Here is a 12,165-nt window from a genome sequence, read left to right as displayed (position 1 = left end):
AACAACAAAAACAACATTCGACGATGCACTTTGAGGACTACAACAATGATTATTTACGGTGTGGCGCTGCTCGCGATCTGTACGCTGGCAGGGGTGATCATGGGTGACATGCTCGGCGTGTTGTTGGGCGTCAAATCCAATGTCGGCGGGGTCGGCATCGCCATGATCCTGCTGATCTGCGCGCGGTTGTGGATGCAGAAGCGTGGCGGCATGACCAAGGAGTGCGAGATGGGCGTCGGCTTCTGGGGCGCGATGTACATTCCGGTGGTGGTGGCGATGGCCGCGCAACAGAACGTTGTCACTGCGCTGCACGGCGGCCCGGTCGCGGTGTTGGCGGCGATTGGTTCGGTGGTGGTTTGTGGCTGCACGATTGCCTTGATCAGCCGCACGCATAAAGGCGAGCCATTGCCTGATGAACCGGCGGAAATCTCCCCGGTCGGCACCCCAGTAGGAGGCCGCTGATATGTGGGATCTCATCGAGAAAGGTCTGGAACACAACGGGCTGGTTACCGCATTCGCCTTCGTCGGCGTGATCATGTGGGTGTCGGTGGTTCTGTCCAAACGCCTGACGTTCGGACGCATTCACGGTTCGGCGATTGCCATTGTTATTGGTCTGGTACTGGCCTGGGTCGGCGGCACCATGACCGGCGGGCAGAAGGGCCTGGCGGATCTGACGTTGTTCTCCGGTATCGGCCTGATGGGTGGGGCGATGCTGCGTGACTTTGCGATTGTGGCCACCGCGTTTGAAGTGCAGGCGACCGAGGCGAAGAAGGCCGGGATGATTGGTGTGGTTGCGCTGCTGCTGGGCACGATTCTGCCGTTTATTGTCGGCGCGTGCATGGCCTGGGCGTTCGGTTATCGCGATGCGGTGAGCATGACCACCATTGGCGCGGGCGCGGTGACCTATATCGTCGGGCCGGTGACCGGTGCGGCGATTGGCGCGACGTCGGATGTGATGGCGCTGTCGATTGCCACCGGGTTGATCAAGGCGATTCTGGTGATGGTCGGCACGCCGGTCGCGGCGCGCTGGATGGGCCTGGATAACCCGCGTTCGGCGATGGTGTTTGGTGGGCTGGCCGGGACTGTCAGCGGCGTTACAGCTGGGTTGGCGGCGACGGATCGGCGGTTGGTGCCTTATGGGGCGTTGACGGCGACGTTCCATACCGGGCTTGGGTGCTTGCTTGGGCCATCGCTGCTGTTCTTCATTGTTCGCGGGATTGTGGGCTGAAGATCAAGAGCCCCTCACCCTAGCCCTCTCCCGGAGGGAGAGGGGACTGACCGAGGTGTTTTGGCGTTATACATCGACCTGAAAGTCCTGAGTCGAACTCAGGCTTTGAAACCCATGGAGATCTGCTCCCTTTCCCCCTCGCCCCCTTGGGGGAGAGGGCTGGGGTGAGGGGGTAGGCTCTTGATCTGCTGTTAATCCGCCAACTGCCGATTCGCATACATCCGACACTCCGCCAACAACGCCAGCAAATTCGGATCCCTCTCCTTGGCCTTCAAAAACACCACCCCAATGTGCTGCTGCAACCGATACTTCTCCTGCAACGGGATCAGCTTCACCCGATTCTCATACACCGCCGCAATCCGCCCTGGCAGCAACGCATAACCCACCCCCGAACTGACCATGCTCAGCAGCGTGAAAATGTCATTCACCTGCATCGCCACTTTCGGCTCGAACCCCGCCTGCTTGAACACCCGGTTACCGTCCTGATGCGTAGCAAAGCCCTGGGTCAGCGTGATAAACGTTTCATCGCGCACTTCGGCCAGATCCACCTCGCTGCGCTGGGCGAACTTTGAATCCGCCGGTGTGGCGAGGAAGATGTCGTCGGAGAACAACGCAATCTGCTCGCAATCCGGGTCGTTGATGCTGTCGTCCAGCGACACCAGAATCGCGTCGACTTCCATGTTCTTCAGCTTGTACAGCAGGTCGATATTCGAGCCGAGGATCAGGTCGATGTTGAGTTCGCTGCGGCGGATCTTCAGGCCCATGATCAGTTGCGGTACGGTTTTCACCGTCAGCGAATACAGCGAGCCAAGCTTGAAACGTTCAGCCGAGAACCCGGCGGCTTCGCGAGTCAGGCGCACGCTTTCGACGACGTCGTTGATCAGCTTCTGCGCGCGCTCCTCCAATACATAGGCACTTTCCAGCGGCGTCAGGTTGCGGCCTTCGTGCTTGAACAGTGGGCAGCGCAGGGCGCTTTCCAGCGAGTGAATCGCGCGGTGCACGCTGACATTGCTGGTCTGCAGCTCGGCAGCAGCACGGGCGAGGTTGCCGGTGCGCATGAAAGCGAGGAACACCTCGAGTTTTTTCAGGGTCAATTCTTCGTCGATCAGCATGGCGCGGACTCTTTTTGGAATGCGTCGATTGTGCCTTGAAGATCAAAAGATCGCAGCCTTCGGCAGCTCCTGCATTGGAATGCGTTCGAAGGTAGGAGCTGCCGAAGGCTGCGATCTTTTGATTGCGCTTTTACGCTCAAGGCCCGAGCCTTGCGCGCTGCGGTAACGAATGTGAGGTGAGCAATACATGTATCACGGAGAAAAACTCAACGCCTGGACCCATCTGGTCGGGGCAGTGGCAGCGTTTATCGGCGGCGTCTGGATGCTGGTGATCGCCAGCCTCGACGGCAGCCCGTGGAAGATCGTCAGTGTGGCGATTTACGCGTTTACCTTACTGGTGCTCTACAGCGCATCCACCGTGTACCACAGCGTGCGCGGGCGCAAGAAAGCGATCATGAAGAAGGTTGATCACTTTTCGATCTACTTGCTGATTGCCGGCAGCTATACACCGTTCTGTCTGGTGACCCTGCGCGGGCCGTGGGGCTGGACGTTGTTCGGGATCGTCTGGGGGCTGGCGTTGATCGGCATTCTGCAAGAGATCAAACCGCGTTCGGAGGCGCGGATTCTGTCGATCGTGATTTACGCGGTGATGGGCTGGATTGTGTTGGTGGCGGTGAAGCCTTTGATTGCGGCGCTGGGTACGACAGGGTTTGCCTGGCTGGCGTCGGGCGGGGTTTTGTACACGGTGGGGATTATCTTTTTTGCCCTTGATCACCGGTTGCGGCATGCGCACGGGATCTGGCATTTGTTCGTGATTGCCGGGAGTTTGCTGCACTTTGTCGCGATTCTGTTTTATGTCCTCTAGAGACGCCACCATCCCCCTGTAGGAGTGAGCCTGCTCGCGATTGCGTCCGGTCAGTCAACAGTGTTTTTGACTGATAGACCGCTATCGCGAGCAGGCTCACTCCTACAGGGGAACGTATTCCAATTGTGGATTTAGAAGTCACCCCAAAGCTGTTGAGCCACAGCCAGTGCAACCACCGGCGCCGTTTCGGTGCGCAACACGCGCGGGCCGAGGCGGGCGGCGTGGAAGCCGTTGCCTTTGGCTTGCTCGACTTCGGCGTCAGTCAGCCCACCTTCCGGCCCGATCAGGAAGGCCAAAGTCGCGGGTTTGGCATGACTCACCAACGGCTCGGCCACCGGGTGCAGCACCAGCTTCAACTCGGCTTCGGTCTGTTTGATCCAGTCCGCCAACAACACTGGCGGATGAATCACCGGCACCCGCGAGCGCCCACATTGCTCGCACGCGCTGATCGCCACCTGACGCCAGTGCAGCAGGCGTTTGTCGGCGCGTTCGTCCTTGAGACGGACTTCGCAGCGGTCGCTGAAGATCGGCGTAATTTCATTCACGCCCAGCTCGGTGGCTTTCTGAATCGCCCAATCCATGCGCTCGCCTCGGGACAGGCCCTGGCCGAGGTGAATGTGCAGCGGCGATTCGGCCTGACCGGCGAATTGCTCGTCGATCTGCACGGTCACGCGCTTCTTGCCGACTTCCAGCAGGGAACCGCGAAACTCATTGCCGGAACCGTCGAACAGCTGCACCGCATCGCCCTCGGCCATGCGCAGCACGCGGCTGATGTAATGCGCCTGGGCCTCCGGCAATTCGTGTTCGCCGGTGCTCAGCGGGGCGTCGATAAAGAAGCGGGACAGTCTCATTTCGGGTCTCTGGAAAGATGTGAATCAGGTGGATCGGTGTCGACTTCATTCGCGAGCAAGCTCGCTCCCACATTTGGAATGCATTCCCCTGTGGGAGCGAGCTTGCTCGCGAACGCGGTCATTAAAACACCGCAAATCTCAAGCAAGCCGAATCAGCCCGGATCGCGGAAACCAGGATGGAAGTCTTTCGGCACGGCCACGCTTACGCTGTCACGGGTGGCAATGTCGATGCCTTCGCTAGCCACTTCGGCGAGGAAGTCGATCTGCTCCGGGGTGATCACGTACGGTGGCAGGAAATACACGACGCTACCGAGCGGGCGCAGCAGCGCGCCACGCTCCAGCGCATGCTGGAACACCTTCAAACCACGACGCTCCTGCCAAGGGTAGGCCTGTTTGGTGGCTTTATCCTTGACCATCTCGATGGCCAGGACCATGCCGGTCTGGCGCACTTCCGACACATTCGGATGATCGACCAGATGCGCCGTCGCCGAGGCCATACGCTGGGCCAGCGCTTTGTTGTTCTCGATGACGTTGTCCTGCTCGAAGATATCCAGCGTCGCCAGTGCCGCCGCGCACGCCAGCGGATTGCCGGTGTAGCTGTGTGAATGCAGGAACGCGCGCAGGGTCGGATAGTCGTCGTAGAAAGCGCTGTAAACCTCGTCGGTGGTCAGGCACGCCGCCAGCGGCAGATAGCCGCCGGTCAGGGCTTTCGACAGGCAGAGGAAGTCAGGACGGATGCCGGCCTGTTCACAGGCAAACATCGTCCCGGTGCGACCGAAGCCAACGGCGATTTCGTCGAGGATCAGGTGCACGCCGTAACGGTCGCAGGCCTCGCGCAGCAAGGTCAGATACACCGGGTGATACATGCGCATGCCGCCGGCGCCCTGAATCAGCGGTTCGACGATCACTGCCGCGACGCTGTCATGATTATCAGCCAAGGTCTGTTCCATGGCGGCGAACATGTTGCGCGAATGCTCTTCCCAGCTCATGCCTTCCGGGCGCCCGTAGCAATCCGGGCTCGGCACCTTGATGGTGTCCATCAGCAGGGCTTTGTAGGTTTCGGTGAACAGCGGCACGTCGCCGACCGCCATCGCCGCCATGGTTTCGCCGTGGTAGCTGTTGGTCAGGGTGACGAAGCGCTTCTTGTTCGGTTGGCCGCGGTTGAGCCAGTAGTGAAAGCTCATTTTCAGCGCGACTTCGATGCAGGACGAACCGTTATCGGCGTAGAACACCCGATTCAGGCCTTCCGGCGTCATCTTCACCAGACGCTCGGACAACTCGATCACCGGTTGATGGCTGAAGCCGGCCAGAATCACGTGCTCGAGTTGATCGACCTGATCCTTGATGCGCTGGTTGATCCGCGGGTTGGCGTGCCCGAAAACGTTGACCCACCACGAGCTGACCGCGTCGAGGTAGCGCTTGCCTTCGAAGTCTTCGAGCCAGACACCTTCGCCGCGCTTGATCGGGATCAGCGGCAGCTGTTCGTGGTCTTTCATCTGGGTGCAGGGATGCCACAACACCGCGAGGTCGCGTTGCATCCACTGATTATTCAGGCCCATTTACAGTCTCCTCGAGGCGGCTCGCGTCAGGCGCGGGCAAACAATCGCGCAAGCCTATGCAATGCGTCGCGCGGGGACAACCCATTGTGTCGATTGAGCTACTTTGTATGAGCCGATAGACGTCGCTGGCGGCGTTTTGATGGCTAACGTATTCTTCGCGGTTCTTTGGGTCGTCTGACCCGCAAAAGTGCTTTTTCCTACGTGTATTTCCGGAGTTCGCTGAATGTCTGTCGGTTGGCTGCGCGCCTGTGCGCTGGTGATGTTGGGGCTGTTCAGCGTTACAGCGCTGGCCAAGGATAAAACTGCAATCGTGATCGGCGGCGGCCTGTCGGGCCTGACCGCCGCTTACGAACTGCAAAACAAAGGCTGGCAGGTCACCCTGCTGGAAGCCAAGCCGAGCCTGGGCGGTCGCTCCGGTATGGCCACCAGCGAGTGGATCGGCAACGACAAGACGCAGCCAGTGCTGAACAAGTACGTCTCGACCTTCAAACTCGGTACCACGCCTGCGCCGGAATTCGTGCGGACCCCGGGCTACCTGATCGACGGCGAGTATTTCTCTGCTGCCGATCTGGCGACCAAGCAGCCGGCCACCGCCGATGCTCTGAAGCGCTATCAGAAAACCCTCGACGATCTGGCACGTTCGATCGACGATCCGCAAAACCCGGCGGCGACCAGCACCCTGCACGCGCTGGACCAGATCACCGTATCGAGCTGGCTCGACAAGCAGAACCTGCCGGCCACCGCGCGTCAGCTGATCAACCAGGACATCCGCACGCACTACGACGAGCCTTCGCGTCTGTCGCTGCTGTACTTCGCTCAGCAGAACCGCGTGTATCGCGGCATCTCCGACCGTGACCTGCGCGCTTCGCGTCTGGTCGGCGGCAGCCAGGTGCTGGCGCAGGCGTTCGTCAAACAGATCAAAACGATCAAGACCAACTCGCCGGTGTCGGCGATCGTTCAGGACAAGGACGGCGTGACCGTCAAGGTCGGCAGTGTTGGCTACCAGGCTGACTACGTTGTGCTGGCCGTGCCGCTGCGTGCACTGAACAAGATTGCCCTGACGCCGGCGCTGGATGCCCAGCACATGGCTGCGATCAAGGGCACCAACTACGGCTGGCGCGACCAGATCATGCTGAAGTTCAAGACGCCGGTGTGGGAAAGCAAGGCGCGCATGTCCGGCGAGATCTATAGCAACACTGGCCTCGGCATGTTGTGGATCGAGCCTGCGCTGAAGGGCGGCGCCAATGTGGTGATCAACCTGTCCGGCGACAATGCCCGCGTGATGCAGGCCTTCGGCGACAAGCAGATGGTCGATCAGGTGCTGATTCGTCTGCACGCGTTTTATCCACAGGCCCGTGGCTCGTTCACCGGTTATGAAATCCGTCGCTACAGCACCGACCCGTCGATGGGCGGCGCGTATCTGGCGTTCGGTCCAGGCCAGATCAGCAAGTTCTGGCGCCTGTGGGAACGTCCGCTGCAACGCGTGACGTTCGCTGGCGAACACACCGACACCCTGTACCCGGGCACCCTGGAAGGTGCATTGCGCACCGGTCAACGTGCGGCCAGTCAGGTTGAAGATCTGGCGGCGGGCAAATCGTTCGAGCCCGCCAAAGTGGTTCCGGCCGCTGCAGCGGCAGGCGCGGCGGGTGCCGTGGCGGCGAAGAAGGGCAACTTCTTCACTAATCTGTTCGGCGGTTCGGATGACGAGAAGAAGCCTGAGCCTGTGAAGGCGCCAGAGCCGGCTCCAGCCCCGGTAGCACCAGCGCCTGCGCCGGCCCCTGCGCCGGCCCCGGTGGAAGCGCCGAAGCCAGCGGCCCCGGTGAAAGCCGAACCGGCGAAGAAAGCAGCAGCCAAGCCAGCGGCGAAGAAGCCTGCAGCTAAGACTGAGGCTAAAAAGCCTGCGGCAAAACCGGCAGCGAAGAAGGCCGAACCGGCGAAGAAGCCTGCGGCCAAGCCGGCAGCCACCACTGAGACCAAGGCGCAGTAAGCCTTTGCTTCAATAAAAAACGCGGCCATACCACGGGCCGCGTTTTTTTTTGCCAAAAGCGCGCACTTCAATCCTTGCCGGTGCAGTCTCAAGGCTTACCTTTGCGCAGGACACTTCCCACAAAACAATCAGAACAAAACGATAGCGGGTGCCTGATCTCCAACTTTATGCTTGAAAAAATTGGAGGCGCTTGATGAAAAGGCTAATGGCAATACTTCTGTTGATGACACTTTCTGGTTGTGCCAATGGGCGTTTCTTTCCTGGGGGTTACGGCGCTGAACTTGCTCATCAATGCAAGATAGATCCCTATAGTGCTGATTGTTTACAGCCGCCAGCAGTTTTCAAAAACTAATCAATCACAAACATTCGGGCCTGTTAAAAGTCCCATTTGAAGAACTCCGTGCCGTTCGGCAACTTCCTGAGCCATCTTTGCTTGGGTTTTCGAATTCGTCCGGGTACAAATCCGAAGCGGGCCCAGCGCAGATTCCCGTTGCGCTGATCGTAGATGACCAGGTTGCCATCGTCCTGGAGCGTCATGTACGTGTTGTACCAGAGCGATTTGTCGAGGCTGTGAGTGCTTTCAGCAATCCATAGGCGCCGTCGGGAAGGGTCGTAGAGAAAACCGTTATTGCTGATGACAAACTGCAGTGGCTCACGCATCTTTTTTGGATGCAAAGTTAAACTGTAAGGCTGATTGCTATCGGCAATCCACAATACCGTTTCACCGTCATTGATCACAAGATTTCCATCGCCCTGCAATATAAGGCGAAATCTACCGTTTTCGGATTGCAGATATTGGCCTGGGCTCAGGGTCTGGTTTGGCGGTAACTCGGAGGTACCACTTGCTTGAAAGGGGCTGTAACGAAGAGCCATGTTGTTGACCTTTTCAAAGAATGATTGAGTCATCATTTGATCAGGTGCAGACGTACAACCAGCGATACATAGTTATCGATTGGGAATTTCTCTGGCGACGACCTTCCCGTGATCGCCACCCGTTCCAGGGAGCGTCGGATCAGCCCGCGAGAATCGAGCAGCATGGCCCGAGCGCTGTGCGGACAAATCGCCTTTAATCTTTCCTTAACACGCCACTTCCAGACTCTTGATCGTATTTCTCGATATTTCAAAGCGAAATTTTCCGCTTTAATTCGATAGATAACTCGCTAGTCTTGGTTCGCAGTTCTCACAGGATTTGGGCAATGCAGCTACGTAACTCTTCTTCGCGCTATGGTTGGGTCAGCATCTTCATGCACTGGGGCGTGGCGCTGGTGGTCTTCGGGCTGTTCGCGTTGGGTCTGTGGATGGTCGGGCTGGATTACTACAGCAGCTGGCGCAAAGAGGCGCCGGATCTGCACAAGAGCATCGGACTGGTGCTGCTGGGTGTGATGGTGTTGCGGGTGCTGTGGCGCTTTATCAGCCCGCCGCCGCCGACGCTGCAAAGCTACAGTCGCATGACCCGTATCGGCGCCAAGTTCGGCCACGGGTTTCTGTATCTGGCGCTGTTCGCTGTGATGCTTGCCGGTTACCTGATTTCCACCGCAGACGGTGTCGGGATCCCGGTGTTTGGCCTGTTTGAAGTTCCTGCACTGGTTTCCGGGCTACCGGATCAGGCAGATACCGCTGGGGTGATTCATCTCTGGCTGGCGTGGGCACTGGTAATTTTTTCCGGTCTCCATGCGTTGGCAGCATTGAAGCACCACTTTATCGATCGTGATGCGACCCTGACGCGAATGCTCGGTCGCAAAGCCTGAAATTCAACCTCGACTCAAAGGAAAAGAAAGCATGTTGAAAAAGACTCTGGCCGCTCTGGCAATCGGTTCTGCACTGCTCTCGGCCCAGGCCATGGCAGCGGACTACAAAATCGACAAGGAAGGTCAGCACGCCTTCGTTGACTGGAAAATCAGCCACTTGGGTTACAGCTTCATCCACGGTACTTTCAAAGACTTCGACGGTACGTTCTCGTGGGATTCGGCCAAGCCTGAAGCCAGCAAGATCTCGGTTGATGTGAAAACCGCCAGCCTGTGGTCGAACCACGCTGAACGTGACAAGCACATCGCCAGCAAAGACTTCCTCGACGTGGGCAAGTTTGCTGATGCCAAGTTCGTCTCCACCGCCGTTAAATCGACCGGTGAAAAAACTGCTGACGTGACTGGCGACCTGACCCTGCACGGCGTGACCAAGCCTGTAACCTTCAAAGCCACATTCAACGGCGAAGGCAAGGATCCATGGGGCGGCGAGCGTGCTGGCTTCAACGCCAAGACCACCCTGAACCTGAACGATTTCGGGATCAAGGGCCCAGGTCCTACCTCGCAAACCGCGGATCTGGACATCTCGCTGGAAGGCGTGAAAGTTAAATAACTTTCGCACCCGACACACAAAAACGCCCCCGGTCGAAAGGCCGGGGGCGTTTTTTATTGCCTGCGACACACACACATCCCTTGTGGGAGCGAGCCTGCTCGCGAAGGCGGCGGGTCAGTCAGCAATGATGTTGGCTGAATGACCGCTTTCGCGAGCAGGCTCGCTCCCACAGGGGATATGCGGTGATTCAGGGGTATTTTTGGCGCGATAAAAAATGCCCCGGCTCTTGCGAGTCGGGGCATTTTTCATTGCAGCGTCAAATCAGCGATTGCGGGTCAGCAGCGCTGGTTTTTCGCCACGCGGGCGGCTTGGCAGTTGATCGAGCTGCTCAGGCGTCGGGAAGCGGTCTGCCTTCGACTCTTTGTGCATGATCTTCGGGCCGTTGCTGCGCGGGTTCTGCACGGCTGGCTCGCTACGAGGCTGATCGTCACGGGCCGGACGGCGGTTGCGCGAGGACGAGGCGGAGTCGTCGCGACGACTCGACTGACCATCACGCGGTGCGCCGTTGCGCGGGCCGCCGCTGCGTTTGGCTGGCGGAGTGCCGGTGCTCGAGCCGTTGCTGTTGCGCGGACCGTTCTGACGACCCTGCGACTGACCGCCGCGTGGTGCGCCCGAACCTGCGCCAGCACCTTGAGCCGGTGCGCCTGGACGACGGCCGCGACCGCCAGCCGGGGCAGGCTTGGGCACGTAGTCAACGCGGTTACCGAAGTTATCCACATCGTCGTCGAGGAACTCGTCCGGTGCACGATCAGCCGCCGCACGTGGCGGTTGGCTCGGGCGCTGTTCGCGGGCTGGAGTGCCTTCGCGCGGCTTCTGCTGACGGGCAGGGCGCTCGCCACGTTCACCGGCCGGCTTCTCTTTGCCCTTGTCCTTGCCTTTGTCTTTACGACCGCCGCCACCGCCGCCGCCATTCGGCCCGTCGCCGCGTGGGCCACGTGGATTGCGCGGGTTACGCACGTCCGGACGCTCACGCACTTCCGGCTTCTCGGCTTCAATGGTGCTCGAATCGAAGCCCATCAGGTCGCCGTCGGCGATTTTCTGCTTGGTCATGCGTTCGATACTTTTCAGCAGTTTTTCTTCGTCCGGGGCAACCAGCGAAATCGCCTCGCCCGAACGACCGGCACGGCCGGTACGGCCGATACGGTGAACGTAATCTTCATCGACGTTCGGCAGTTCGAAGTTGACCACGTGTGGCAACTGATCGATGTCCAGACCGCGTGCGGCGATGTCGGTCGCGACCAGGATGCGTACCTGGTTGGCCTTGAAGTCGGCCAGCGCTTTGGTGCGCGCGTTCTGGCTCTTGTTACCGTGGATCGCCACCGCCGGCAGGCCGTGTTTGTCCAGGTACTCGGCCAGACGGTTGGCGCCGTGCTTGGTACGGGTGAACACCAGCACCTGTTCCCACGCGCCGGCGGTGATCAGGTGCGCCAGCAGTGCACGCTTGTGGCTGGCCGGCAGACGGAAGACGCGTTGTTCGATGCGCTCGACCGTGGTGTTCGGCGGCGTCACTTCGATGCGTTCCGGGTTGTGCAGCAGCTTGCCGGCGAGGTCGGTGATGTCTTTGGAGAAGGTTGCCGAGAACAGCAGGTTCTGACGCTTGGACGGCAGGCGCGCGAGGACTTTCTTCACGTCGTGCACAAAACCCATGTCGAGCATGCGGTCGGCTTCGTCGAGGACGAGGATTTCCACGTGGGACAGGTCAACGCTGCCCTGGCCGCAGAGGTCGAGCAAACGACCCGGGCAGGCGACGAGCACGTCGACGCCACGGGACATGGCCTGAACCTGTGGGTTCATGCCGACGCCGCCGAAGATGCAGGCGCTGACGAATTTCAGGTCACGGGCGTAGATCTTGAAGCTCTCGTGAACCTGGGCCGCGAGTTCGCGGGTCGGGGTCAGGACCAGTACGCGCGGTTGGCGCGGGCCATGACGCTGGGATTTGTCCGGGTGACCATTGGGGAACAACCGCTCCAGGATCGGAAGGGCGAAACCGCCGGTTTTACCGGTACCTGTCTGTGCCGCAACCATCAGGTCGCGACCTTGCAACACGGCGGGAATGGCCCGCTGTTGCACCGGAGTAGGCTCGGTATAGCCCGCATCTTCGATGGCGCGGACTAAAGCCTCGGAGAGACCGAGGGAAGCAAAGGACATGAGTAATCCTGTTTTAGTTAGGGCTTGGCCCAATGGGAGTCTTGCCTGGCGCGAATGGCGTTTAAGAGGACGCAATCCCGTCCGGTCCTGCTGCGGTTCCGAAGGCACGTCTGGAGCGCT

General features: G+C 59.6%; 11 protein-coding genes. 6 read left to right on the top strand and 5 right to left on the bottom strand.

What is annotated here, in order from left to right; genetic code table 11:
- Window positions 1-45 precede the first annotated feature (45 nt).
- Together madL and madM are read left to right on the top strand one after the other, a co-directional pair.
- A complete protein-coding gene (gene madL, locus VY732_RS27745; RefSeq protein ID WP_038358777.1) occupies window positions 46-462 on the top strand; it encodes a malonate transporter subunit MadL in 417 nt (138 codons plus the stop codon).
- Between the two features lies 1 nt (window position 463).
- Window positions 464-1,228, top strand: a complete 765-nt coding sequence (madM, locus tag VY732_RS27740) for a malonate transporter subunit MadM (protein ID WP_077574887.1) — start codon at window positions 464-466, stop codon at window positions 1,226-1,228.
- A 191-nt stretch (window positions 1,229-1,419) separates the two neighbouring features.
- Here the strand turns inward: madM and VY732_RS27735 are convergent, their stop codons facing one another.
- Window positions 1,420-2,340, bottom strand: coding sequence for a LysR family transcriptional regulator (locus VY732_RS27735; protein ID WP_077574886.1), 921 nt, complete (start codon window positions 2,338-2,340; stop codon window positions 1,420-1,422).
- Window positions 2,341-2,527: 187 nt separating this feature from the next.
- Here VY732_RS27735 and trhA point away from each other — a divergent pair, with 187 nt between their 5' ends.
- Window positions 2,528-3,145, top strand: coding sequence for a PAQR family membrane homeostasis protein TrhA (trhA, locus tag VY732_RS27730; protein ID WP_047596560.1), 618 nt, complete (start codon window positions 2,528-2,530; stop codon window positions 3,143-3,145).
- A gap of 131 nt (window positions 3,146-3,276) precedes the next feature.
- Here the strand turns inward: trhA and VY732_RS27725 are convergent, their stop codons facing one another.
- Window positions 3,277-3,996 carry a 16S rRNA (uracil(1498)-N(3))-methyltransferase gene (locus tag VY732_RS27725; RefSeq protein ID WP_212620857.1) on the bottom strand — a complete coding sequence of 240 codons (720 nt, stop codon included), beginning with the start codon at window positions 3,994-3,996 and terminating at the stop codon, window positions 3,277-3,279.
- A 152-nt stretch (window positions 3,997-4,148) separates the two neighbouring features.
- A complete protein-coding gene (locus VY732_RS27720; RefSeq protein WP_331692860.1) occupies window positions 4,149-5,555 on the bottom strand; it encodes an adenosylmethionine--8-amino-7-oxononanoate transaminase in 1,407 nt (468 codons plus the stop codon).
- Between the two features lie 223 nt (window positions 5,556-5,778).
- On the opposite strand from VY732_RS27720, the gene VY732_RS27715 reads away from it, so the two are divergent.
- A complete protein-coding gene (locus tag VY732_RS27715; RefSeq protein WP_331692859.1) occupies window positions 5,779-7,542 on the top strand; it encodes a flavin monoamine oxidase family protein in 1,764 nt (587 codons plus the stop codon).
- Window positions 7,543-7,917: 375 nt separating this feature from the next.
- Here VY732_RS27715 and VY732_RS27710 read toward each other — a convergent pair whose 3' ends face one another.
- Entirely contained in the window at window positions 7,918-8,415 is a 498-nt protein-coding gene (locus tag VY732_RS27710; RefSeq protein ID WP_331692858.1) for a hypothetical protein, read from the bottom strand.
- A 323-nt stretch (window positions 8,416-8,738) separates the two neighbouring features.
- On the opposite strand from VY732_RS27710, the gene VY732_RS27705 reads away from it, so the two are divergent.
- Both VY732_RS27705 and VY732_RS27700 read left to right on the top strand, forming a co-directional pair.
- On the top strand, window positions 8,739-9,290 hold the full coding sequence (locus VY732_RS27705; RefSeq protein ID WP_077574882.1) for a cytochrome b: 552 nt from the start codon (window positions 8,739-8,741) through the stop codon (window positions 9,288-9,290).
- Window positions 9,291-9,321: 31 nt separating this feature from the next.
- Window positions 9,322-9,897 carry a YceI family protein gene (locus VY732_RS27700; RefSeq protein ID WP_007913714.1) on the top strand — a complete coding sequence of 192 codons (576 nt, stop codon included), beginning with the start codon at window positions 9,322-9,324 and terminating at the stop codon, window positions 9,895-9,897.
- A gap of 261 nt (window positions 9,898-10,158) precedes the next feature.
- Here VY732_RS27700 and VY732_RS27695 read toward each other — a convergent pair whose 3' ends face one another.
- Complete coding sequence (locus VY732_RS27695; RefSeq protein ID WP_137217425.1) at window positions 10,159-12,045, bottom strand: DEAD/DEAH box helicase; 1,887 nt, start codon at window positions 12,043-12,045, stop codon at window positions 10,159-10,161.
- Window positions 12,046-12,165 lie beyond the last annotated feature (120 nt).

Origin of the sequence: Pseudomonas sp. ZY71 (assembly GCF_036542145.1) — a bacterium.
Lineage (GTDB): Bacteria > Pseudomonadota > Gammaproteobacteria > Pseudomonadales > Pseudomonadaceae > Aquipseudomonas > Aquipseudomonas koreensis_A.
The sequence above is the reverse complement of the archived record's forward strand: the minus strand, read 5'-3'. Positions and strand labels throughout refer to the sequence as shown.